The organism is Natronosalvus caseinilyticus, from assembly GCF_017357105.1.
Lineage (GTDB): Archaea > Halobacteriota > Halobacteria > Halobacteriales > Natrialbaceae > Natronosalvus > Natronosalvus caseinilyticus.
Genome location: NZ_CP071596.1, coordinates 2,822,661 through 2,847,018, shown reverse-complemented (window position 1 = coordinate 2,847,018; position 24,358 = coordinate 2,822,661). Strand labels below are relative to the sequence as shown.

Sequence of the window (24,358 nt, the reverse complement as noted above, 5' to 3'; positions counted from 1 at the left end):
CGGATATACTTTTATCCGAAACAGCCGGTTGGTAGACGTGCGAACGTACCATTGGAGACTCCACCAGTGAGAGAGTTATTGCAGTTGCTCGCGTACTTCGTCAATATAATCGGGCTTGAGCTGGTGCGAAGCGTGTCTAGTGTTCCCGTCAATATCACTCTCATCGACCCACTCGATATTCACCATGTGCCGTGGATACCTTGTGGTTCTGGCTATTACACCGTTCATTGCCCTTTTTGAGAGTTCTATACCGTAGTCCTCTCGTAACCGACGACGTACCTCAACACCACGAAGAGCCTCACCGTCTGCGTCTGCTAATACTTTCAGTATCCCTTTCATATTCTCTGTCAATTCCGTCAAATCGCTATCACTGTTTGAGCTCACCATACACCCAAGTTGATTGACGAACAATTCAATCTTTCCACAGTTCCGGAATAAAAGGGTTGAGGAGTAAATAGCCGATGAGTACCGTCTCTGTATGTCTCAGATGGGGCGTGGTGCAGAAAGGGGTAGGTTATCCGGTAGACAGGTATAATCGCGTCAAAATTCCCGGCACCTCGAAGCATTCAATTGTCGGATTCCACTTCCCAAAGCAGTTCAAAACCGCCAATGATGAGAGAAACTGAGATATTGAACCACTCAATAACGGTCTCTCGGTCGATCTCCTCTAGTGACTCGTCACCCGGATGAATCACCGCGTTCCTGAATCCTCGGTTGCCGTGTTCACCGTGGAACTCGTGCCACAACTCTCCGTACGGGCCGTGCGCGTCGGTGAGAGATGAACCAGTAATCTCGTTCAGGGCGTCCTTTGCGAGATCCGTGGAGTAGACGTTGTCGTATTTGTCCCCAAACTTGTCTCTGATTCGATCTCCCGCCTCATCTCTATCATAGCCGTTCAACACATAGTACAGGGAAATCAACCGGAAGAGACCACCATCTACTGCGGAGGTAAGCAGGGGGACAGCCGAGATAAGATTACCGCGAAGGATTGCCTGCTCCGCCTCACGAAGGAGATCAACCCACGCCGGGTTCGTCGCATTTGCCCGCGAGAGCTTCGCATCGTACACTACTTCCAGTTCGTCGCCAGTCTCAACCACCGAATCAGCTTTCTCCTGAAGATTGGCGGTCACGACTATCTCTTGTGGCCCGATGGGATGGAGGGCGACCAGGACGGACTCGCCTAGAGAAGCACGCGTGTACGAGTCGTCAAGTCGCTCTATCGGGAGTCGATTGTCGCCGCTTGCATCTTTACGCTCGGCACCAAGGAGTTGGACAGTTTCGAATTCATCCCCCGAGAAGAGGTCGTTGACGATATGGCTGTGCGTCTCGCCGACCGTCACAGTGGTGAGATTTCGCATCTTGCTACCGGCGAGAGCAAACGGGAAGCCGAAATAGGCATCCCCGTCCAAGTTGTGAAGCGTGTAGAGTAGACCATTCTCAGGAAAGAACCATGTCCCGCAATAAGGGCAGACAAGGTACGCGTCAGGATTGATGTTCTCCCCTGATGGTTGGAGATGAAGCGTGTCTATTCGATCGTCGCACTGCGGGCATGTCAGATTCGTGTTTCCTGCACTAAGTTCGCTTGAGGGAGTCATGGATGGTTGAATTCCGGGGGCTCGTCTACTTAGTCATACGGTTAGGTTGGTGACTGTACGGTAGGGTTCGCCCGGGACTATACCCATTTTGGTACGAATCCTCTTTTTTGAGGTTTTTTGTCGGTAGTTCTAGCCGGCGAGCGTCGGCGCGGTGAGGCGCTGTTGCGCGCGCCGCTGGTCGGTGGCGAGAGACTGTGTCCTGAGAGTGTGAGGTGGGAGTATCACGAGTGAGTGTGATCTTTGTCTGTGAGCCGAGACTGTGACACGTGAGAGCCACGCCTGACTGTGACTTGAGACTGTGATCCAAGAGTGTGAGCGGACAGCGACGAAGCGAGCTGCCCCATGTGTCCGTCTACAGCGAAGTCAGTCCCGGGAGGGAGGTCAGTAGAGTTGCTTGTAGGCGTCCACGACCTTGTCTCGGTGCGTGTCAAGCCCGTGTACGGTGTATTGCCCCCAGTTCACTTCGTCGAATACGCCCGTTCCGTCGTTCGGATGAACCTCTCGTACTCGGCGGAGTTGGAGAGTTTTCATCGTCTTCTCCCCACTCGCTTTTCGGGCTTCGTAATCACGCAGTTCGATGTCGCTATGTGCAGGTACCTGGCCAAGGAGCCCACCTTCGATTTTCGGCGTATTTGTGGCCGGAATGAACACGAGCCCGCCGTCTCGACACAGGTCGTACATATTGTCCATCGATGTTTCCCAGTCATCCTCGGGGCTTGCTGCGGTAGACACGGATGCCCCGACACCCCAGTCGATGCCGAATCGCCGTTGTTTGTACATCTCGAGGCGCGCATCATCTGAGATGCCCGCCTTATCGAGTCCGACCATCACGTTCGCGAACGATACGGGATCAGTGCGGGGGTCTTCCAGCATGCAATTCTTTCTGTCAAAGAGTATGGTTAATAATTTTCCCCTCAGAGAGTTCCTCCGTCTGTGAGGTGTGCGTGTGAGTCGAGACTGTGACTTGGTCGAGTCACACGTGACTGTGATGTCTCACTGGGATGCTTCCACAGCTTCTTCCTCACGCTCTTTCTGGGCCCATCGCTGCATCGTCAACCGGTTACTTATCTCCGACACCAACAACTGGCACTCTCGCGTCCCCATCTTCTCATCTGTAATCTCCAGGCTGACGCTGTCAAGGTAGTTGAACCCGTTAATTTGGAACATCACATCGACGTAGTCTCCCTTATCGAGAATTGTCGGGATTGGCCGACCCTCGGGGAACCCGTGTACGATATTTCCTTCGCCTGGGTCTTTGTGTCGCTCGAGAAATCGTTCGTCGAAGTCTGCGTTGAGGTCGATGTCCGTGATTTTCGCCCGACCGTACGACCGGTTTGTGAATCGAATCGTGCAACGAACCACCTTGTGGTTCTCGAAGGGAGACCCGACATCTTCGACGTCCTCGATTCTGTAGGTGAGGTCTGGGAGTTCGGAGTCGCGTTTGCTGACCTCGAAGATTTTGAATGACAGATATCCGGTGATGACCGCTTGTGTCCACCCGACACCCAGCATCATGTTTTGGTAGATAGTGAGGTCTGTGGCGGCGTTCGCGCCCGCGATTGCGACCGGGGCGAGCAGGAATACTGCGAGAAAGATGTACGCGTGGTACCGAAAGAAGAGATAGACGAGTGATTCTTTCAGAGGCGGTTCTTGCTGTTCTTGCACGCCTCGGCGTTTTTATCGCGAGTATATCAAGATATCCACTGTGAGGTGTGGGTGTGAATCGAGACTGTGAAACGACGACAAGATGGCCGGAGGAACCGGCACACGAAGACGCTGTGGTGGGTGGTGAGGCTGGCAAAGACGAGTATCCTGTGGAGCTTCTGGCGGACATCGACAACGTCAACGAGGACTGACGGTCTTACCAACCCGTTTTGGATGTCGTATACCCCTGTATCCCTCACAAAGAACCCTAGTTACGGATTCAAAACGGGGATGAATCTGAATTGAAACGAAGAAAGACATCGTGTGTGTCGTATATTCCGCCGATATCGCAGAAATAGACGTCTGCGGATTCCCTGAGATAGGGAACATCCGACCCCAGAGAGTTTTACTTACAGTCGATGCCAAATCCTTTCAACCGTTATACGCCAATGTCCAACCTAGAGACGACTTCGTGATTCACCTATGCCACCTCTAAACCCGACGGATCGACGGGAACTATACGAACACTTTCAGCACGTCATCGAAGGAACCTATGACCAGCTGCTGGAAGATCAGAAACTGAACTACAAACAGAACATGCTCAAATCGTTCCTCGTCGAAACCAACATTGAGGCCACCTCTCTTGAGGAACAGTTCGAGCATGTAAATGTCGAGAAGGTGGATTACAGCCTGTTCGAAGTGCTCATCGACACTTCGAGCGACGAAGACGAGGAAGAAATTCTGACGTTCTACTTGGATAGCCAGAATGAGCGATTCTGGACGTTCTATTCGATCGAGAAGTCTCGACCAGCGAAGGATGCGATGGAGGACTTGATTATGGCGGAGCGAAGCGGGCTCGACTATCTCTGGTTCCCGGCGCAGCTACAGCGGTACTTCACTAAACTTGGTGAGTTCCAAGGGGCAGGCATCAATTACGATGCTGAGGATGTGTTCTCTGAGGAGTATATTGACCAGTATCTCCCATTTGGTGAGCTGTCGATTCAGAGTTCAGGCCAGGGAACGAGCTGGCTGCTGGATGCGTTGAATGATGCTGACCTGAAGCGGTTCATGTCTTTGTCTTCGGTGAAGATTCGCCGGGAAATGGAGGAAGGGGTCGTGATTGAGCGGATCGACAACAATGGCCGTATAACCACCAGAGGCGGCGATGACATCCAAGCGCATCTGTCGTTTGTCGAAATCATCCGTGAGCTCTATGCAGACCTCATCCGAGGAATCGAAGAAGAAGGCCGGATTGGATATCCGGTTCGAGAAATAGAGGCTGAGGAAGGCGAACGCCATTCATCAGGACAATCTATCGAGGGAACGCCGATAGTAATCAACCTCGCCAACACGGTTGAGAACCTGAAAGAGTTCGCTGACAGCTTCACGTCCGCCACGAAACCACTCCGACTCTGGGGGGTTGGTACCTGGATTGCAGACGACTACTACAAGGTTCGCGGGACGGATCTCCACAACAACGATAGTTTCACACTGGAAATCAAGCGAGATTGGATTCGCCTCTATCTCCCGGATGACGCTTGCGGGAATACTGCCTTGCGAATTTTCTCGAATATCCAGCGGTACTACGATGCAGAGGCTTCCTTTGGTGAGCGCAGTGACCCGAAGAACTCGAAGGTTGGTCTGACTGCATAATGACGTACTATCTGTCGCCCCACACGATACAGATGAATGCGTGGATTGGTTTGTGCCAATTGGACGATCGGTTCCCAGACACGCTAGCTAAGTTAGGATATACTGTGGACATCATTGAGCCAGAGTTCATGATCAAAGGGGACTATATTCAGCCGGATTTGATTCTAACGGCACATCGGCGCAAGCATAGTTTGCTATTGGATTTCAAGTCATATCAACTGAAAGACCACCAGAATGAGCGGTACGAAACTGCCGTTCAGAATCCCGACCAACTAGTGCTTCGAGGGGCTGTCCAAGGTGTTCCTCCCGATGAGTTGAGTGCCGACTTTTCGTACTCTTCGTTCCGTGACTTGGCCGATGCCCATGACCTGAGTGAGTTCGATTTCACAACAGTACAGTTCGAGGCACACATTGGGGATGCGAATCTTCGTATAGAGATTGTTGGGTCAGAAGGCTTTGGGGAGCCCGACCTTGATGATGCGTTCCCGGTTGAGGTACCCCATGGAAAGGATATCCCTACGGATTACTACCCATTTGATGCTGAGGATGAGGATCAGACTCAGTTCTGTATCTATATGCTGAATGCTGCGATTCAGCTGGCGAATGACTACGACTCAGACCCGTTCAACGTAGACGAGTTATTGGCCGAGTCGCACAAGCTCTGGGATTCAATGAGTGAGGAGAAAAAGAAGGAGTTGCGGACGTGGGGTGAGAAGTTCCTTGACAAGTACAATCAGAAGGGGTTAGATGAGCATTTGCGGAAGGTGCAGAAGGACGATCAGCCGGCGTGGTTCCACAAATCGAGTTCGTTCCAAGCTCTGCGGAACAAGGCAGATGAATTTATTGCAGATCTTGAGAAGGATTTGGCTCAAAAGACGTTGGGCGAGTTCTAATCCGAGGCTGTCTGAGTTTGGGAGTCTGTTATCAGAATCCAAAACTGAACGCCGAATTCGGGCCTATATCCAGTCAAACCAGGGGGTCAAACACCCCATTTCACGGATTCCAAAGCTGACCCCACTAGTTAAGTTGTTCCAGAGACAACATATCGTATGAGCAAACAAGAAACAGTACACCGGTACATTGACCTCACACAAGTAGACCCACTCCGCGACGCAGCACACGACCGCCCCCTCCGCTACGACAACCTCGGTCGCCGCCTGCGCGACGAACTACTCATCGTCCTCGGAATCGACCTCGGCGCGCGCGCCAACGAACTGCGTGGACTCAAGCAGTCAATGTTCCGACTCTCTGAAGGAGAGGTGACCATTCCCGGACACGTGCAGAAAGATTACCCCAACGAAGACCTCTCACCGGGGAGCGTCACGATGCGACTCGATCCGTTCGGCCACTTCGGAACCGTCCGTCTTCTCCGGTCGTACTTCAACAGTGAATGGTACCAGGAGCGAGACAGCGACTACATCTTCCCATCACGGCAGTCAGACCAAATGACGACGGAGTCAATGCGCAACGTCGTCGAAGATCTCGCAATTCACGCAGACATCACGGTTCACCGAAGCGACGGAGAGCCAGCTGACCCGTCAGAATTCCACCCACATGCACTCAGACACTCGCTGTCGAACTATATGTTGGGTGACCCAGAAACTCGGCTTGTCGATGTGAGGAACAGACTCCGCCACCGCAGCGTATCGACGACAGAACGCGTTTACGATCACTTTCAGCGGCGCTGAATTCTACCAGGGGAACCTAACTTCAAGAAGACAGCCATAGATTCTTACCAAAAGACGACATATCAGAATGTATGGCGTCACGAACCACACCAACGCCACATCCCAGCACCGCAGGAGACCTCGGTGGCCGCGCACTTCAGGGAGCAATTTTCACCGGTCTGATGCTCCCACTGCTTCAGCACATCCTCTGGTTGATACTCATCGACGCTCCATCTACGTCGGAAGTTCTCTCACAACCACCGAATGCCTGGATGTTCATCGCCGTTCTTGGAATCCTCCCGCCACTTCTGTTCATCGCTGGGATAGCACAAGCAGCAGTGGAGGCTGGTGCTGTTGGTGGTGTCGCATACGTTCTAATGGTGATTGCGGGTCAGTCACTATTCGGCCAACCACTCCTCGCAGTCTTAACGATCGTCGGCCTGGTGCTGGGTCTGTTCGTATTCCTAGCGTTGAAAGTAGCAATAAGCAGTGGGGGCCGCCGACGTAGGGGACGTGGCGGAATGTATCGCTAATAGTTGACCGACACTGCCCGTTACCTCTTCAACGGACTCTACCAGGGTAATTCGTCTTCAAGAAGGTGAGTGACCACCATTCTGGCAGTGCACGTTGGAGCATTCCCCATCGCTCAGCCAGGGATTATTGAAGGAGTACTATGGTTCTACATCACCGAGGAAGTATAAGGATACTAGGAAGACGATTGTATAGAAAGCGCCTGCTGGTGGAATGACCCAAGAAACTGGAACAAGGCCAACAACAATAGTGGCGATGAGTCCAGCGACGTACTTTCGCCAACCGACTCGTTCGAGAATCAATGGTTTGATTTTTGCAGCACCAGATTTGATGCGCCGAAGTGCTTTCGATAGCATGATTGGGTGTTTGTTATAGAATATCAAAAAGTAACCGGATAGCTACCTTCAGAGATAGTTTTTTGTATCGAAACGATGACTAACCATATAAATGTCAGGAGATGTCGGGCCGATCATTGGACTCATCGTACTCGTTTTGCTTCTCCTATCAATGGGAATGTTAGGAGAGGTGCTTGGAGCGTTCGGTGAGGCTGGTCAAGCATTCTGTCCGGATTCGGGCCCGTACAAAAACTACTGGCCGTGGTGCTAACACAATGAGGAAACGTGTGAAGAACGGACGGTATCAACCTGGGCGACATAGACAGAGACGACGGTTCGACTTACGTCACTGGCTCTCTCACGCTCCACCGCGTCAAGTCGTGGTTAGCATATGTGCTGGAATTCTGCTTCTCCCACTCGCTCTTTACCTACTAGTCCCATTCACGATAGCTGCTGGGATCGTGCTCGGGTACCTGTTTATGAAAATCGGCGGGATTGCAATTGGTGCTGTTTCGATCCTTGATGAACATAGTGACTATGAAGCGCCGGTGTGGTTCCCGTACGTGAAGAAGGGTTCAATGCCACTCAGGGCTGTGGATAGTGCCACCTCTCTCTACGATGCAGGCGAAGGGGTCTGGAAGGATCGGTAGCGATGTTATCCGTGCCGTTCTCGGAAAAATTCTTTCGCGTGCTCCTCGCAAAACAGATGTCCATGCACGGGGTCTTGCCACGTCGCGTCGCGATCACAACGACTGCATTCGCCGTCTACTGTCTCGACAGGCCCTTTGTCGTCCATCTCTAACGACTCTCGGACGATCTTCGCGGCTTCAGTTTCGACCTCCTCGTCCGTCATATCGGTCATACATGTTAACTCGCAGCAGGACAGAATGAAACTCGGGTATGGACACCAATAACGCTCAATTCACGCTTGTGCAGTGCATCGTCGCTCACCCGGAGGGACAACCATCGTTCGGTGAGCTGGAAGAGATGAATCCGAGTCTCGACTCTGAAACGATTCAGGAGGAACTGCGGGAACTCGCCGGTCACGGTGTTGTCGAGAGAATGGACGTGGACGGGATGATGCGGTATCGACTGACCGACGATGGCCACGACGAACTGGAAGGAACAAGATTGTTCGAGGCTGAATCCACGCTGAAGCACTACTACGAGCAAACAGAGTGAGCACGTCCACCCAGACCGTTAAATATCGCTGACGGTTCTATTCACATATGACCGATGACGCTCCGGGGGTCTCTGCCAGCGACGAAGAGGTCTACCAACGGTTTGTCCGCGGGGATATCCCACGATCCCGTGCAAGGAAATTGATTGGTGATGATTGGGAGACCGTCGCTCAAGCGGTGTCTATCAAGAATGCTCAGGAATCTAACGAAGAGAACGAGTTTTCTCCCGATGAATTAGCCGATCTCATCGAATAAGCATCGTATCCGCTATGGTCGGTGTGTGTCCCACAGGTCACTGCGATCCCATGCATTCAATCGGCGCTCGCCGGACGACAGGCACTGGGTGCCGTGCTTATTCAACACGTTCTGGAGTGCCCGCCGTTCTTTCTTCGCGAGCACGTGGTCGTTCTCGACTTTCTGGAGGAGCTTCTCGAGGTCGGCAATACCCGAATCGACGACTGAGCAGTAGTTGATGGCTTGCCTCACTGCCTTCTTCTGACCAGGCGTGAACAGAGTCGAGCGGTCGGCGAGCATCGATTCCATCCGTACGCTACGAGGGATTGAGGTGCTCATCGTTCGTCACCTCGCAGGAGCGTGAACCCACCATCATCGATGTTGTCTCCGTGGATTCGATAGCCAACGTAGAGGACGTGCGCGACCACGTCCTCCGGAATCTCTGTAACTGATACCGACTGCTGGTAGGTATCCTCAACGACTCGAGCAACCCCAGCAGAGGAGTCGATAGCGAACGAGACCGACCGACCACCCGCAGTGACGACCAACCGACCGCTGGAATAGGCCGACTGCACACCTTCACCCGGGATATCGACGCTCACAGACCGCTGAACCACGTACGTCACTGGGAATTACTTGCAAAGTCATCGAAACGTCGTTGCTGCTCAAGATCTTCGAGTTCCTGCACCCGAGCTTCAAGCACGCCCTTCTCTGCTTTGAGACGGGCGACATTTGCAAGGAACCCACACGACATCGATTGCAATTCAAGTGTATCGAATTCGAGAAGGGCACGTTGCTGTTCCCGGTGTTCGTCCACGATGTCGTCGAGTTTATCGACGATCTCCTCGTCACTCATCGGGAGTTACTTGTTGCGAACTCGTCGAGTCCCTGCTCTGGAGAGCACTTAGATGTTAGTCTGCATGTTGTGCAGGTATGACGATCAGTTATGCACTCAGCGAAGAGGAAAAGAATCGCATCAACCGCGAGTTTTTCGACTCATTCGATCTTCTGGAGATCCATGAACCGAGTGTAACTCAAGATCTTCGTCGACATCGACAAGTCTACGTGGGGAATCGAGAAACTGTACACCAGTCACGACAATTTTGGTGCGTGCAGTTCCGTGGCCTGTAAGAAGCTGAGAATCCTGTTTGGTAAATTGGTCAGGATATACCCATCATGGACTTAAAAATCTCCGGGGCAAGGCTTTAAAAGTGACTGATGGGTTGATCAGGGTGCTGTTATGAAACAAAACAAGGAAGGCGCTGATCGGTCAGTGCACGCGGACGAAGATATCGTATTGGAAGCACAGACACTTCGGCGGCTCGAATCGATCCGAAAAGACGACGAAAACTGTGATGATGTTCTCACTCGGCTACTGGATAACGCGGTTCAAAACGTACCAATCGAAGAAATTCTGCGAGATCTTCTCAGTCAGTTCGAGGACGCTGTAAGCATCGATGTTGATCTATCATCCCGATACAAGAATCCAGGAATGTTGATTATCTCGGTGCATACCGGAGAAGTATCGTTTGAAGAAAACGTTTCTCTCTACGCAGGGAAAGAATCCCGCGCCATGATCGAATCTAAAGTCGGTGAACAATTCTACCTGCCGTTCGACATCATCGCAACATGTGACGGGCCAAAGAGAGAGACGATGAGTACAACACCCGTCTATGCGACCGATAGCATTCTCGGGATGGAGCCGGTTTCGCTTGATGAAGGACTTGATCAATTGCGAACGAAGATTGGAAAGCCCAGAGACGAACTTCGAGAACTTGTTAACGATCACTAAGATCGCTCATCCACCCTGAACGACGACGATTCCAGGGATTTGTAGCAGAAGATATTCCCGATATTGCTATTTTGATCGAAGAAGATTTTGAGGAGTAAGGTTAGTGTAGGAGTCTGGTAACAGAAAGCCAAGCTAAGGCGTGTTTTCGGGGCTAGATTTGACGCGGGGGTTTTGACTTGGTTTTGATTCCATGTTCACAGCTGTCATTCCACGATATGTCCTTACCGGTGAACGGCTTAGACAGCGTCCGAGTAGGTCTGGATCGTGGAGTCTGGATCGCCATCCCAGTTAAAGGGCACGTTATGGGCATCGAGTCTTGCGGCAATGAGTTTTCCAAGTTCTCTCGTAGTTAGCCGTTCGTCGTCGAAACTCTCATAGCGAAGGGTCGGACTCTCTGAGTTGGTCTGTGCTGAAAATCCAGCTCGACCCCTGACAGAGGTGTTTTCGGCTTCTAGGGTTTGATGGAGCATGTCGATGGCGGCACAACCACAGGTAAAGCATCCAGACTGTCCGATATTGGTAATAACGTATTCGCCTCTGAGGTCGGCTAGTGCGTCGAGAAGTGCGCGGGGATAGTGGTGGGCCGGTTTGATTGCTTCGATGCCACAGGCACCGCCATGCTGTCGCCCTCGGAGGTTGTACGGTGCGTAGAAGTAACCTCGGTTGGTAGATTGGTCGGCGAGTAGCGCAAGAGCGTCATCAAGGAGTCGGTCGACGTAGCGGTTCGAGGCATGCCGACGTACGTGTGGTTCCAGAGCAATCGTCCCATCGTTTCGTTCTCGAAGTATGTCAGCCACTCGTAACGGTTCGGAGCCATTGTGGAACCCGCGATGATTCAGATCAGCGAGCGATGTAGCCCCGAGACCGACAAGGTCAGTGAGGTGATCTTCGACGGTTGGCGAGTCACGTTTTTTTGCAGGTGGGTAGTGCATTGGTGTGCCTATAGGCCCACTCACCTGGTTTAAACCGTTGTCAGACAATATTTAGATAGTTGACCATTGTCACCAATGTGCGCGACTCTGAGGACAGTCGGATTTAGAAAGTCCTCCAGTAGGTCATTGTGAGCGGTTCCTTGGTGTCGAATACGTCACGAACCCTGAGAATCGCTGGTCGATCAACGCCCTGAGTAAGAACGATTTTCTGGAGTCTCGACTGCCCGCCATCGGTCACTGGGCAAAGACGCTCTCTCCCGGCGAGGGCGGTTTGTCGTCAACGAATTTCAAGGCGTGGGTAATCAAGATATTTGGTTGCTATTGTGACATTATTTCTTTCTGTTATGTTGATTGGGGATCACGAGACACACACAGTGTATCAGTTCCAGTCTGCGGAGTTTCAGAAGGGGGCCGGGGGCACGTAGTTTTTCTCAGGAAAGACAATGACAACAACCTACGCACCGAACCACGTAATTAATGCTTGTTTCTGCCCACTACGGTAATGTTCAGTTCTAGTTTGTAATAAGGTCTTTGCGCGTGAAGCTCACCGTGGCTCACCCCCGCCCCCTCTCAGAAGGCTCAGACTGGAAGTGACACTCTGTGTGTGTTTGTTGGATGGTTGATGTGAATGGCACTTGATACGCGAACTGCTATGGCGGTTGTTGACTACCCCAGATTTCTCCTGCTGTACCGCCTGTTCTCATGACTTCCACTGGAACCGATGTTCTCCCGAGGAGTCGATCAGGCGGCAACAGTGCGCGGGTGTCCTTCTGAGGAGGAGGCCGTGTTGCCGCTCGAGCAGGGTTAGAGTCGAATCCGTTCCTCCTCTACGTCCACTTCTTCGCCGTCCTCAAGAAGGGTAACTGATAAAGTAGGCATGAAGGTATCCTCTGCACCCTTGGGGAGCTCGATTCCCAACCCATCGAGGCCAGGATACCAATCACGGACTTGTTTGAGTTGTTTCGAAGTCTCGTTCGTGTCTTCGTCGGAATCGACTCGTATGTGGGCAGTATATTCTTTGGAATGATCGGCCACGTCGTAGTAGAAGATGACTGAGAGATGATTTTTCTTAATGATGCCTACTGGCGAGACGATGACATCGCTTAGTTGAGGATCTTTGCCAGTTTCCTTGCTCAGAATCTCGAAATCGGGCTTTTCGATGTCCGGCGCCTCGATGTCGGTGTCAGGATTTTCGTCTCTTCCCGAGCAACCAGCGACGAGGGCCGTGCCAACGCCGGTGATGGTGGCAAGGACGTCTCTACGCCGCATAGCCCGCAGGAGGAATTCATTTGCCATAATCTTTCTGGTGGTTGAGATTATGGTTATCCGGACGCACTGGGGTGACGCGTAGACGGTTACCCCTGTATGTATTTTAAACAGGGTTTTGATGGCTCGTCAGAGACACTCGCTATGCTGCCTGTGCTTCTGTAATGAAATGCAGAAACTACACCACGTACATAGTGCTGAAATAGGGAAAGTATGAAGACATCTTAATTAGAGAGACTATTCAACTGATGTTACCCTCGCTTGACGCGCTTGTAGATAACTCGAACAACACGCTCGAAGACGTTTACAAGACCGTCGTCCCCGAATGCGAGGAAATCCGCATCGCAACGGGCTACTTCTACTTATCTGGCTTCGATCTCTTCAAAGAAGATCTTGAAAATCTCCGTGATCCGGAAGAACTCGAACAAGCCCCATTTCGTATCCTCATGGGGCGAAAGACTGACCAACGTACCGTCGACGAAGTCAGCGAAGGCCAAACGCTACGCGAGCAGTTCGAGCAGGAAGTTAAGGAAGATGTTGCAGAGCTGAACAACGCGCAGATTGAACGACTTGACCGATTGCGCGATTTCATTGCAGAGGGGCTCGTTGATGTTCGCGTTCGAAATCCCGACTCGGGATATTTTCATGCGAAAGGCGCCTGCTTCCGCGGTGCGACGGATGACCCGAGTCTACGCAACGGTGACCGCGACCAGCGAGGCGCGGTGACTATCGTCGGATCATCGAACTTCTCACAGTCAGGCCACCGTCACAACGTCGAGCTCAATCTGACCAGTCAGAACGGGAGTGATGCAGAAGCGTTCGAGGAATGGTACGACAACCAATGGGCCAACGGCGAGGAATTCTCGGAAGAGATTATCAATATCATTGAGGAGACCGATCGCTACCAACAGTGGAAGGAACAGCAGGAAGAGGACGATGATGAAGTCGAAGATGAAGCAAATCTCGGAACGTATCTCGAACCGTTCGAGATGTACAAGCTCCTTGCGTACGACGAGCTGAACGGCAACGTCAGTGTCCGCGACAGCCCACTCTACTACTTCCAGACGCTCGGATACGAGAGTGCCAAGACCAAGCTATCACAATATGACGGCTGCATTATTTCCGATTCAGTCGGCCTAGGGAAGTCGTTTATCGGAAGCGAACTCCTCTACGACTACCGGGAACAAGGTGATCATTGTCTCCTTATCGTCCCGGCCAACCTGACCGACCAGTGGCGTGATCTTCTTCAAGACGCGACAGACGAAGACGGAGACCCGTTCTTCGGACTCGAGGTTGACGGAAAACACTTGCAGGTCATGAGCATCAGCAAATTCCAGAACCTCACCCATGAAGAAGTGACCGCTCTCGACGACCGATTCGATGTAGTGCTCATCGACGAGGCACACCGATTCCGGAACCACGGGAAGTGGCGACCAAACCCGGTTGACGACGACGATTACAAGGGAACTCGTCGGCATGCGAACGTGCGACTTCTCCGGAACAACACGATGATCATGCTGACTGCGACGCCGATCAACAACTCGGCTAGCGACCTCAAGAACCTCATTGGATTGTTCACCGACGAAAACGAGCTGATGAACAAGGCGTCGCTGAAATTCAGTGCTTTCGACGACTATATCGACCTCGCTGCGGAGCGTAAGCGAGTTGCTGCCGGCAAAGAGGAGGCCTCCGAGGAGAAACAGCGCCAGATGACAGAGCAACTGAAGCGCCACTCGGATGAGATCTCCGAGATACTAAACGAGGTGATGGTGCTCCGAACTCGAAAGCACGTCAAAGAGACGCTGACCGATCAAGACGAGTTCGATATGAGCTTCAAGCCGCCAGAACTCCACAAGGAACAGTACTCGCTTCCTCCCGCATACCAGCCCATTTACCGAATGTTGCCGGACGTGATGGACGCCCTCCACCTCCCACACATCACCATCAAGAACCCACAAGCAGGGGGTACACTGAAAGCACTCTACAAACTCAATCTCTTGAAACGCCTTGAGTCGTCTACCTACGCGTTCGTCCAATCGGTGCAGACCCTCCACGAGAGTGAACGGGCGCTCCTTGGGTTCCTAGATGGGTTACCGGAGGACGAAGATATCGACGTCCTACGTACGTTTGGCACCGACGAGCCTGGATCGACGCTAGAGGATTTCGTTGAAGGAGCTGACGCAGCTGAAGATCTGGAGCAAACGCTTGAGGAGTTCGGCTTCGATAGTGGAGCCCTTCAGGCAGATGGGGGCGATGCAAACGACGAACTAGCCGATGCTACGGTGGGAGAGGTGAAAACGTACATTCGCGAAGACCTGACACTCCTCGCGTACTTCCTTTCCCGATTCATCGGTCGTGTGGCCCGTGACTCCGGGGCGATAGCGGACATGGAGGTCGAGTTGGAACAGTGGCTTGCTGACCATGGTGCCGCGGTTCTTCCAGACGTGCCTGAGGACGACCCAAACCCGATCCTCTATCCCCGGCATGATTTGAGCGAAGCCGACAGTGCCACACTGGACTTCTACGAAGCCGTATTCACGCTCCGCGAGTTCCGTGACCCCAAAATTGACCGGTTAGCCGACGTCCTGAACGGGTACGATCAGAAGGTACTCATCTTCACCCAGTACCGCGCGACTGCGGACTACGTTCACCGAACACTCGTCGACAACGAGTCATCACCGATGACGATGGAGAACAGTGCCGTGGTGAAGGGCGGTGACGAGAACAAGCAAGACATCATCAAACGGTTCGCTCCAGAGGCGTCAGGATACCAGCAGACCCTGGCTGAGAGTGACGAGACAGAGTTGCAGTACGTCGTCGCCACGGATACCCTCAGCGAGGGTGTGAATCTTCAAGACATCTCGGTGGTCGTAAATTATGATCTACCGTGGAATCCCATGCGAATTGTTCAGCGTGTTGGTCGTGTCGATCGCATTGGTTCGACGGCGGACAAATACGTGCACAATTTCTACCCTGACGGTGACATCGAGGCGGCAATCCAGCTCCTTCAGCGCTTGCAGGCGAAGATCAACGACATCGCGCTGATCGTTGGGAAGGAGAACAACATCCTCGACCCGAACGAAGATGCAGTGCTGGAAAAAGCAGGAGTCGAGACAGAAAAGACGATTGGAGAACTGGAGATTGAAGAGATCGAATCGTCGATTCGGGAATCCCGTGAGGTGACCGACTACAACGAACTCGACGACACCTCGAAGAATCCGCTGCTACGGAACGCAGGAAGTGACGAAAACGCGGCATTCGAGCGCGTGCTACTCAAAGAAGAGCTCAACGACGAATATGGACTCTCTTCAGAAGACTTCGAGTTTGCAGAGGACTATTTCGAAGAGCAGACCGACGAGCGAGAGTTTCTCTACACGAACGCCATTGGCCACGATAGTGGGCCACGTCCAGGTGTGTTCGGCCTTGTCCACCTGTGGTTCGAGAACGAAGAGACTGGGGAACCCGAAGATGCGCCGCTCGGGCGTGTACGGCGGGCGTTGTATTACAAGCCGTTCAGTGGTGATCTGAAGGAGCGACCAGTTGGTGCATTGGCCATCAAACCGGAAACCCAAGGAGAGCAGCTTTCCGGGAACACCGACAGAGTAATTGCGAACAGAGAGTCGGTCGAGGAGCATCTCTCCCAGCGGTTAGAAGAGATACGTGAAGGCCAGGTCGAGGAGGTGTTCAGTGGCGGTGGCCAGTCGGCCACGCAGGAGATGCTCCTCGATATGATGCAGATGCGAATCCTGCCACAGTACGGTGATCAACCCGCACCCGTAGATGGGCACGATACGGTCGGGGAGTGGACGAATGAGCTGTTCGACCAGCTTGATCGAGTTAAGCTGGAGCACACGGATGAAGACAGAGTATTGCGGGAGACCTTCCGGGAACACCCGGACTACACTTCGCTCGGCGATTGGCCAGTCGAGGAATTCCTCGTCGAACTGGAGGCATTCATCGAGGACAATATCGAAGCTTCTGCCGAGTACCAGACGACGCTCGTTGGCGAGAGTGCCGTGCAAGCTCGGCTCATTTGTTGGGGAGTTATCGGTCAGTAGTTCACACTGATCGTTCTCGATATCCGATTACTGCGATATCCTCAACGTGCAACACGCTCCTAATGAACTTCATACACCGCATGGCTTCGTTGTAGAGATCGTTGTTCCTCTCACCCCAATTCACCGGAACAATCAGACATCCAAATTCGATTTTCTTGCGGTTGCTTCGTTGTGTCTTCCCGCCCTTGACGAACTTTAGTATGTCATCGCTCACGCGTTTCTGTTGGCTCTTCTCAATCTCAATAGCAATCCGTTCTCCTGGGTGATACAGGTCTACGCTGGTTGAATTCCGGTGTCCATAATTTGCACTTCGGATTCAGTCCTATATCTGAATCCTGTTCGAAGTGGTAGTCTGGGAGTGCCTTCGCCACATAACTGTCCAGATCTTGTTGACTCTTCTCGAATACACTGTTTGGTGTGTCCTTGACGGCTGCAAGAATTCGTTCAAAATCGTCCTCAGGAAACATCCTCGATTTCTTCCGTTCTCGAATGTCCTTATTCAGAAACCCCTCTTTCACGACTTCTACCATGGTCTATATCATTGAGTGATATCGTTAAAATCGTGGTTATTCTGGTAGGTCATCGCAATCTATCGCTCCGAGGCTAAGACGCGCTCACTATGCGAGTACAGCCGATATTCCCGGTCAGGTTTTGGGGGTTTCCACCGAACGACACCGTTCTATTCGAGGGATGGCCGTAGGTCACGCCACCTCATATCCACCTGAGTACCTGAGGCCAACCGTACACGGTAGATGTAGGAGTCCCGCTCGTCACCAGTAGATGCACCCGCATCGTCCTGAAGTATCTCGATAACCTCTCCGTGCTCGCCATGGTATTGGAAGTCCGGGTCGCCTCGATTGGGGATGTCGATTCGGACACAGTCACCCGGTTCAACGCTCTTCATTAACAGATTCACCAGTCAATATCGCCGACCTTCGAACGTCGGAGTTCAGATAGACTCATCTCGTGCTCTGGATGCAGCCAGTACGGGTATCCATTGACGTTGAATTCACGACCGGTCGCTTGTTCGAGTATCTCTTGAGCCAGAGCAGTGAACGAGTACTCTGCACCGTTCTCCAGCCACTCGACGTTGTCACTCCGACCAGTCTTTCCCGTGATTCGACCGCGCCAGAAGTCGTCCGCCGGGTCGTACACGCGCTCAGCATCGTCTGGTAGGCTTTCCTCGTCGAACAGGACGATGTCCCCTTCCTCGACGAGCCCCGCCTCCAGTAAGACGGTGATCGCCCTGTCTGCCCGACTCGACGACCGACTCTGCTGACGTTCCTTCTGCCGGCGCTTGGCCATGTATTCCTCAGCTTCTGGTATGGGGAGCACTTGCCGAGCGCTGACGAACACCTCTTCGTGGCGCTGGTGAACGTCCAGTTCGATGCAGGTGATGTCCATCCCGTACTCACGTTCGAGCCACACGACAGGGGTTGTGATCTCCGGGCCGAAGCTGCCCGCGACAAGCAATATCCGTGGTCGGTCGTCCAGGACGAAGTCCGCATAGCCGTCCTCTGTGGTGGCGACGTCCTCACCGAGGAATTCACTGAATAGCTCGCCGACAGCTTCAGGCGTGAGTTGGTCGTCTTCGTCGCGGCGGTTGTTCCAGAACGCCCGGTGATCCTGCTGGAGTTCCTCTGCGCTGATGGTCGAGCAATAGCTCGCGTACTTAATCGCCTGGAGGTCAGTCGTCTTGTCGGCGCTGTCTCGCTTCAGTTCGATGACCACGAGCTTCCCGTCTGGGTCGAGTGCCAACACGTCAGGACGTTCGGCAGTCCGGTCAAATTTGGCATACTGGGAGGCGACCACGAGTAAGTCTTCACCGAGTATCGAGGGCGTCTCGATTATCCACTCTTCGATGTCTGCCTCGGTTAGGTGGAGAGCATCGAAGCTGGTGGGCTCAAGTGCTGTGACGCCTTCGTTGTCGACGTGATAGACCATCGTTTGTTAGCAGTATCGCTGTTGGTGTTACTTGAACGGGCCTTCTGCCTCTAACTGGTCGAATTTCTCAAACACCATATCGAAGTACTCCTCAGTCATAATTCGTGGATTCGATACCCGGTGGAAATCGTCAAGAATGAATTGGGTTTCCCGTCGGTCAAGCCCATACGCATGGAAGGCGGCAGCGTCTATTTCTGCCTGTATCTCGTTTCGCTTCTGCGGATCAGTTGCGGACTCAACCCCACCGAGCCGTTCGCGCATCTCCGCGAACTCATTCCCGTAACAATTCAACTGAGCAGCCCGCTCAGCGATGTAGTGGAACCAGTTGTCACCTTCAGAGAGGTTAGGCATCTGCGACTCTTTGAATTTGTACATTACAATGCCTGTATCCACCTTTGTCCTGAGGAGGTAATCAAGCGGAATTGAATTGAGCAGGCCGAGCTTGGCAAACAGCTCATGATCAGTGAACATCCGCTCGTAAAAGTTATGCAGGGGTTCTTCAGATAGCCCCTCCTCATACGGGGTGATCTGGTAACTCGGGATGGTTAGTAACGTGTTGTGGCAGATGATGCCTTTCGGTAACACCGATGCGATGAGCGTCCGCTCGTTCGTTGAATTGGTAATCCTGCGGAGACCGATACGGAATTCAGTACAATCCAAGAGTACGTCGTTCTCGGAGAGAGGCTTGCCTCGATGTTCCTTTAGCAGGTCATCTACAAACCCTTTCTGCGAACCCGTACCGTCGAACGCCTCGTAAATTGCGGACTTGAGGTCACGGACTGTCTTCTCGCGCATCCGTTGCTTTGCGCTTCGAGCTGGGTCTGTCTCTTCTTCAACACTCCAGAACTCCGGTTCATGTACGTCGTTGATGAAGTCTGGAGTGTATGAATACTGGTAGACGTTCTTTCCACCATAGACCGGGTACTCAGCTTCCGACCTATCGACAAATCGATCTGAGTCGCTCGTTCGTCGGAGTCCCTGGTATGGTTCCATATAGCCCGCAGGGGCATCACTGGGAGCGATTGGTGGTTTTTTGATGATGGTCTTGAGCACCTCCAACTTTTGTTCCGACTCAATATAGGGGAAGATTCCTGCCTCTGGAGAGTATTTTTCAAGGACATCTCGAGGGATACGTATGGCCTTTTCATCGAAATCTTCAAAGATGGAAAGGTCGCCTACCATGTATCTCCCCGAGACGTGGTCAGTTGAGCCACCATTTTTGAAGATGACCACTCCGAATTTGTACTGGTTGTGAACTTGCTCGAAGATGCCGTGATTCTCAAAGATGGTTAGAACATCCAGCTGCGTATTGTCCAGCAAGTGGCTTCTTAGGTCTTTACACGACGCACCGTTGTATATCGCGCCCGGAAGGATTTGTGCGACACGAGAGGAGTCTCCTGCCAAGCTAAACACTCGCTCAAAGAACAGCGATGAGAGGTCGTTTGTACTGGGGTTGATTCGCCCATCAATCTCTGGACGTTGTAGCTCATACTCCGGAGTATTCTTGAAGTACTCAGCACGTATCTCCATCTCCTCCTGATACTCCTGCCAACCCTGTGCAATCTCCTCATCAGCGAGGAGTTCCTCTTGCACCTCGTCCTTGTCGTCCGGAAGTCGTGAACGGAAAGTTTCGTCGTATTTCGAGAAGAAATCGTCACGAAGTGGCTTAATACGATCCCATGGTGGATTTCCAATAACGACATCAAAGCCGCCAGTCTCGTACACAGGGGCAAATTCGAGCACCCAATGGAACGGGTGAAAGTCTTTGACAGACTCCTGATCGACTGACTCGATCCCGGCAGCGCGGAACTGCTCAATAACCTTTTTATTGAGTTCCTCACTATGGGTGTCGATTTTTGACTCTGCCATCCGACGTGCATTCGCTGCCTCAGTCGCACTTGTTGCTTCCCGATGGCGCTCAATCGCCTCGATTACGTCTTCATATAGCTCTCGTACCCCAGACCCAACGCCGGCTCCCCAATTATTAAGCGAGGCATCCCCATCATCAGTTAATTCGACTAGGTCGGTGAAGCCGACAAGTGAGTTCCCTTGCCGAATATTGAAGTCGATGTTGGGCAGTGGCTCCACCTCACTGGGCTCATCCTCAATGTCAGCTACCATCGAGAGCCACAAACGCAACTTGCAGATTTCGACTGCTCCGTCGTCGATGTCTACCCCGTAGAGGTTGTTGAGAATAATCGACCGCTTCGCGTACAGCGAAGCACTCCCGCGTCCCTCTTTGATCGTCTCCAGTTCCTCGACGGTGCGCTCCTCCAGTTCCCATGTTTTCCCTTTGCCGTCCATCTGCTGGAAGAACTCGATGCACTGCATGTAGATGTCCAGCAGTACTTCCTGAGCAGCGAGCAGGAAGGCCCCGCTCCCAACCGCTGGGTCAAGGACTCGAGTTTCTTTCAGGAAGTCGTGATACAGCGTCTCCACGTGCTGTGTCTCGACGTTTTTGGTCGGAACCTGCGCCGTGACCGCTCCCCCATCGGCTAGTACTTCCACGCCGCTCTCAGCGTCTGGAGCGGGGAACCCAAATACGTCGTCAATCTCCTCGTAATTGGCACCGACTTCCTCGTTGAGCTGGTCGAGAAGGTATGGGTGAATCGTCCGCCGAGACATGAACCCGGTGATCTCCTCGGGGGTGTAGTACGCCCCCATCTCCTTCTGGTTGACCGTCTGCTCGAAAATGTGGCCGAGGATGGCTGGCGAGAGGTTCTTCGGATCGACGATGTCGAGTCGCTCGTCGACGTTCCAGTTCCAGTCTGAGAGGAAGTCGAGGATGTCACCGAATAGTTCGTTGGTGCGCGCGGTCGTATCGCCGAGTCGTGCATCCTCGAACTCCTCCTCGATTGGGTTCTTCGAGAACAGGCCGCCGTTGAGGTATGGGAGTGCCCCGAACTCGGTGCTCTTCTTGTTCTCGGCGAGGAAATCGAAGAACAGCGGCTCGTAGAACTCCTCGTAGACATTCTCGCCCTCGTTTACGTGTTGTTTGTGGTGGTCGTGGAGGTAGTTCGGGTCGCGGTCGAGCAGACGTTTTTCTTGGATGAAGTAAAGGAAGATCATCCGGTCGAGGGTGACCTGGACGTACCGCTGCTTGGCGTCACCGCGGTCGTCCGGGATGCCGGCGACCTCCTGCACGAGATCGGTTCGAAGGGTCTCGAACTGCTGGTAGAATTCCTTGACGACCTGCTTCGTGTCGTAGAGATCGTCGTATATCGCAGCTGCTGAGCCGTACTCAAGGCTGTTGAGCTTTTGGAGGATCGTGTTCTTCTCGCCGCCTTCGCTGGTCATCTGCTCCTTGGTGAAGGAGAGTTTTTGATGCTTGATGCGTCCGTGTTGTTGCCCGTCGAGCGCTCGAATGCGAGTGAGGAATGTGAACTCCTCGTAGTCGTTGGTGGCGACGAGGTTAGTTCGACGGCGTCGGTCGTCTGGTTTGAAATCTGAGGCAGATTCGCCCGCACCCGCCTCAATGAGCACGATGAACTCTCGGTCGGTCAGCTGGAGGACGAGTTCGTTGTCTTCACCGAGGTTTTCACGGACTTTCAGACCGCGTTTTTCGAAGGTAGAGGCGACATCGGAGAGCGAATCCCAGCCAGCGATGTCCTTCGCTGTGATCTGCTGGAGTGTATCCATGGGCTAAACTTCTACCAGGGATACATAAAACTAGACACACTGGGATGCTGGTGGTACATCATCGTGGGAAAATAATGTTTCAGATAATATGTGTCTTGAATTCGATAGACCACAAGTACTAATCCAATTCGTTGGCGAACGCTTCGTGAGCCCGGTACACTGCATGCAGTTCAGGCCTGATTTTCACTGTTTTCGCCCGTTCATCATACTCAAGGAGATAATTTCTGTTGTCATCCTCGCTATTGTCGAATTTGGTCAGGTGTGACTGAATGAGAGACACGTAACAGGCATTTCTGTCGCCCTGCGAAATGGCGTCTGCGATGTCCCTGACATCGACTATGGTACCAGGTTCGAATTCAACGAGAAACTCGATGATGCGCCGCCTCCTCTCGTTTGAAAGGAGATCGTAGGCATAGGCAGGATCGATTTTATTAGTCGACTGGTTAGGCTGCGGTTCGATAACGTCTCGGATGCGTTGGAGCAGTTGCATCAAACGATTCTATCCGCAACTGCTCAATGCGTTGGTATAAAAGCGAAGACTAGGAGGCTCTTTTCACCAACCAGACTCGACCAACTCATCTGTCGCGCACACCTCACAAACCGCTGCTTCCCGTGTCTCGACATCAGTGGAGTGTCGAGGAGTCTTACCACCGAGATATGACCAACCCTGCTCGGTGACGTGGACATATTCGTGGGCCATCCCAGGCTGTTCAATCAAATCCAACTCTTTCAGATTTTTCAGCACCATTCTATGTATCTCGGAATCGTACTCACACTCGAGGCGCTCATCGACAAGGCGTTTGAGTTTGTGATAGTCGACTGGATCGTGGTAGGCAACGAGCTCAAGCATCACTCGTTCTGCTGGTTTCGGTGCTGAAGGCATACACGTAGAACATCTCGATGACATTTCTATACGATGGGCTTAAACGTGACATAGTATTGTTTTGTTGAGGTCTAGTTATACCGGGCGATGGTCAAGAATTGATAAGATGTCTGCCCTGGTCGACATCCACCCAACGATACGGCTGGATCATACAGTCGAGAGGAAAAACGAGTCACAACAACACTGGGCAATCAAAGCTGCAATTAGCGACAAACTACATGCAGACCCTAGTTGCGTGGGGGCGATAGAAACAGAGAAGAAAACGTCCGATTTGATTGGAGATATTCGCTGTCACCTTTCCGACTCTCCACCCGATATGCCACAGCGATCTGTCGTCGAGATCGAGACTGCCGCATCGAACAAAGATCGGCTACGAGCAACTATTGACCATCTCCGATTTGGCTACGCCGTTTACTGGGTATTTACTGTGGATGCTCACGAGGCCCGGCGGGAAACAGAGGATCTGTTGGACGAATTTATGACTTCGACGCCATCACTGGGTGTTGCCTCACTTGCGGACGGCGAGCTTGCTTTGGGCACTCCCATTGTCTGGGATGAATTCTCTCCTCCAGATCCATGGCTGGGGCAGCACGAGCTCTATATTCCGACCTACAACCGATGGGGCAGCTGCTTTGACCATGGGGACTTCGCGGTCGATGGTGACCGTGTGGCAATCTATCGCCAGCCCGGCAGCGGAGTACTGTATGCGAGCCGGTATCTTGAAAACGGTCAGCAAACGCTTCCTAGGCATTCTCCTTGGAAAAAGGATCAATTTCAAGAGAGTATTCGAGAGGGCGAGGTTGAACGGGTATCCCCGGTTCGGGGCCCCCCATGAGTTGGACGAAGCTACAGAGGTGATCGTCCGCGATTCCATAGATATCTGCCAAGAATTAGTGGCGACCGAAACAGCCTACTTGTCGGAATATATCTTCTCACAAGTTGCCAACACACCGTGACAGAATCTGGTCTACGACGCTACAGCAGATTGAGTTCCAACGATCGTT

Annotated in this window: 26 protein-coding genes; 10 read left to right on the top strand and 16 right to left on the bottom strand. The window is 52.6% G+C overall.

From position 1 onward, the window contains the following. Positions 1-75: 75 nt before the first annotated feature. The 4 genes from J1N60_RS13600 to J1N60_RS13585 all read right to left on the bottom strand — a co-directional run bounded on the left by J1N60_RS13600 (position 76) and on the right by J1N60_RS13585 (position 3,260). Positions 76-339 carry a hypothetical protein gene (locus tag J1N60_RS13600; protein ID WP_312908244.1) on the bottom strand — a complete coding sequence of 88 codons (264 nt, stop codon included), beginning with the start codon at positions 337-339 and terminating at the stop codon, positions 76-78. Between the two features lie 227 nt (positions 340-566). Further along, positions 567-1,595, bottom strand: a complete 1,029-nt coding sequence (locus J1N60_RS13595) for a hypothetical protein (protein WP_312908242.1) — start codon at positions 1,593-1,595, stop codon at positions 567-569. A gap of 381 nt (positions 1,596-1,976) precedes the next feature. Continuing rightward, the gene (locus J1N60_RS13590) at positions 1,977-2,468 is read right to left on the bottom strand and encodes a hypothetical protein (protein WP_054583635.1); all 492 of its coding nucleotides are present in this window, start codon (positions 2,466-2,468) and stop codon (positions 1,977-1,979) included. A 120-nt stretch (positions 2,469-2,588) separates the two neighbouring features. Continuing rightward, positions 2,589-3,260: a hypothetical protein gene (locus J1N60_RS13585; RefSeq protein WP_312908235.1), complete on the bottom strand. Its 672-nt coding sequence runs from the start codon at positions 3,258-3,260 to the stop codon at positions 2,589-2,591. Between the two features lie 53 nt (positions 3,261-3,313). Between J1N60_RS13585 and J1N60_RS13580 the strand changes: the two genes are divergently transcribed. The 7 genes from J1N60_RS13580 (at position 3,314) to J1N60_RS13550 (ending at position 8,861) form a co-directional block, all read left to right on the top strand. Beyond that, positions 3,314-3,451, top strand: a complete 138-nt coding sequence (locus J1N60_RS13580; RefSeq protein ID WP_312908233.1) for a hypothetical protein — start codon at positions 3,314-3,316, stop codon at positions 3,449-3,451. 271 nt (positions 3,452-3,722) lie between these two features. Beyond that, entirely contained in the window at positions 3,723-4,892 is a 1,170-nt protein-coding gene (locus J1N60_RS13575) for a hypothetical protein (RefSeq protein WP_312908231.1), read from the top strand. Between the two features lie 104 nt (positions 4,893-4,996). Then, entirely contained in the window at positions 4,997-5,785 is a 789-nt protein-coding gene (locus tag J1N60_RS13570; RefSeq protein ID WP_312908229.1) for a hypothetical protein, read from the top strand. 156 nt (positions 5,786-5,941) lie between these two features. Further along, entirely contained in the window at positions 5,942-6,580 is a 639-nt protein-coding gene (locus J1N60_RS13565; RefSeq protein ID WP_312908227.1) for a tyrosine-type recombinase/integrase, read from the top strand. Positions 6,581-6,651: 71 nt separating this feature from the next. Further along, on the top strand, positions 6,652-7,092 hold the full coding sequence (locus tag J1N60_RS13560) for a hypothetical protein (protein ID WP_312908225.1): 441 nt from the start codon (positions 6,652-6,654) through the stop codon (positions 7,090-7,092). 1,320 nt (positions 7,093-8,412) lie between these two features. Next, the gene (locus tag J1N60_RS13555) at positions 8,413-8,607 is read left to right on the top strand and encodes a hypothetical protein (RefSeq protein ID WP_312908223.1); all 195 of its coding nucleotides are present in this window, start codon (positions 8,413-8,415) and stop codon (positions 8,605-8,607) included. A 47-nt stretch (positions 8,608-8,654) separates the two neighbouring features. Beyond that, positions 8,655-8,861 carry a hypothetical protein gene (locus J1N60_RS13550; RefSeq protein ID WP_312908221.1) on the top strand — a complete coding sequence of 69 codons (207 nt, stop codon included), beginning with the start codon at positions 8,655-8,657 and terminating at the stop codon, positions 8,859-8,861. A gap of 12 nt (positions 8,862-8,873) precedes the next feature. Here J1N60_RS13550 and J1N60_RS13545 read toward each other — a convergent pair whose 3' ends face one another. From J1N60_RS13545 to J1N60_RS13535, 3 genes are read right to left on the bottom strand one after another with little or no spacing between them, the layout of a single operon-like run. Continuing rightward, positions 8,874-9,179: a hypothetical protein gene (locus tag J1N60_RS13545; protein WP_312908219.1), complete on the bottom strand. Its 306-nt coding sequence runs from the start codon at positions 9,177-9,179 to the stop codon at positions 8,874-8,876. Beyond that, entirely contained in the window at positions 9,176-9,442 is a 267-nt protein-coding gene (locus tag J1N60_RS13540; protein WP_312908217.1) for a hypothetical protein, read from the bottom strand. Before J1N60_RS13540 ends, J1N60_RS13545 begins: the two co-directional genes overlap by 4 nt. 20 nt (positions 9,443-9,462) lie before the next feature. Further along, positions 9,463-9,696: a hypothetical protein gene (locus tag J1N60_RS13535; protein WP_312908215.1), complete on the bottom strand. Its 234-nt coding sequence runs from the start codon at positions 9,694-9,696 to the stop codon at positions 9,463-9,465. 384 nt (positions 9,697-10,080) lie between these two features. Between J1N60_RS13535 and J1N60_RS13530 the strand changes: the two genes are divergently transcribed. Next, positions 10,081-10,632: a hypothetical protein gene (locus tag J1N60_RS13530; RefSeq protein ID WP_312908213.1), complete on the top strand. Its 552-nt coding sequence runs from the start codon at positions 10,081-10,083 to the stop codon at positions 10,630-10,632. Positions 10,633-10,868: 236 nt separating this feature from the next. On the opposite strand, the gene J1N60_RS13525 is transcribed toward J1N60_RS13530, so the two are convergent. Then, complete coding sequence (locus J1N60_RS13525; protein WP_312908211.1) at positions 10,869-11,564, bottom strand: DUF6891 domain-containing protein; 696 nt, start codon at positions 11,562-11,564, stop codon at positions 10,869-10,871. Between the two features lie 804 nt (positions 11,565-12,368). Continuing rightward, the gene (locus J1N60_RS13520) at positions 12,369-12,833 is read right to left on the bottom strand and encodes a hypothetical protein (RefSeq protein WP_312908209.1); all 465 of its coding nucleotides are present in this window, start codon (positions 12,831-12,833) and stop codon (positions 12,369-12,371) included. A 245-nt stretch (positions 12,834-13,078) separates the two neighbouring features. Between J1N60_RS13520 and J1N60_RS13515 the strand changes: the two genes are divergently transcribed. Next, positions 13,079-16,888: a helicase-related protein gene (locus J1N60_RS13515; protein ID WP_312908207.1), complete on the top strand. Its 3,810-nt coding sequence runs from the start codon at positions 13,079-13,081 to the stop codon at positions 16,886-16,888. A 1-nt stretch (position 16,889) separates the two neighbouring features. On the opposite strand, the gene J1N60_RS13510 is transcribed toward J1N60_RS13515, so the two are convergent. From J1N60_RS13510 to J1N60_RS13485, 7 genes are all read right to left on the bottom strand, one after another. Continuing rightward, a complete protein-coding gene (locus J1N60_RS13510) occupies positions 16,890-17,126 on the bottom strand; it encodes a hypothetical protein (RefSeq protein ID WP_484551602.1) in 237 nt (78 codons plus the stop codon). A gap of 1 nt (position 17,127) precedes the next feature. Next, positions 17,128-17,418 carry a hypothetical protein gene (locus J1N60_RS13505; protein ID WP_312908203.1) on the bottom strand — a complete coding sequence of 97 codons (291 nt, stop codon included), beginning with the start codon at positions 17,416-17,418 and terminating at the stop codon, positions 17,128-17,130. Between the two features lie 149 nt (positions 17,419-17,567). Further along, a complete protein-coding gene (locus tag J1N60_RS20775; RefSeq protein ID WP_484551596.1) occupies positions 17,568-17,792 on the bottom strand; it encodes a DUF8139 family protein in 225 nt (74 codons plus the stop codon). Between the two features lie 8 nt (positions 17,793-17,800). Further along, positions 17,801-18,832 carry a hypothetical protein gene (locus J1N60_RS13500; protein ID WP_312908201.1) on the bottom strand — a complete coding sequence of 344 codons (1,032 nt, stop codon included), beginning with the start codon at positions 18,830-18,832 and terminating at the stop codon, positions 17,801-17,803. A 27-nt stretch (positions 18,833-18,859) separates the two neighbouring features. Further along, the gene (locus J1N60_RS13495; RefSeq protein ID WP_312908199.1) at positions 18,860-22,471 is read right to left on the bottom strand and encodes an Eco57I restriction-modification methylase domain-containing protein; all 3,612 of its coding nucleotides are present in this window, start codon (positions 22,469-22,471) and stop codon (positions 18,860-18,862) included. A 118-nt stretch (positions 22,472-22,589) separates the two neighbouring features. Next, positions 22,590-22,961 carry a DUF7344 domain-containing protein gene (locus tag J1N60_RS13490; RefSeq protein WP_312908197.1) on the bottom strand — a complete coding sequence of 124 codons (372 nt, stop codon included), beginning with the start codon at positions 22,959-22,961 and terminating at the stop codon, positions 22,590-22,592. A 63-nt stretch (positions 22,962-23,024) separates the two neighbouring features. Beyond that, positions 23,025-23,354, bottom strand: a complete 330-nt coding sequence (locus tag J1N60_RS13485; protein ID WP_312908195.1) for a hypothetical protein — start codon at positions 23,352-23,354, stop codon at positions 23,025-23,027. 106 nt (positions 23,355-23,460) lie between these two features. Between J1N60_RS13485 and J1N60_RS13480 the strand changes: the two genes are divergently transcribed. After that, positions 23,461-24,189 carry a hypothetical protein gene (locus J1N60_RS13480; protein ID WP_312908193.1) on the top strand — a complete coding sequence of 243 codons (729 nt, stop codon included), beginning with the start codon at positions 23,461-23,463 and terminating at the stop codon, positions 24,187-24,189. Positions 24,190-24,358: the final 169 nt, after the last annotated feature.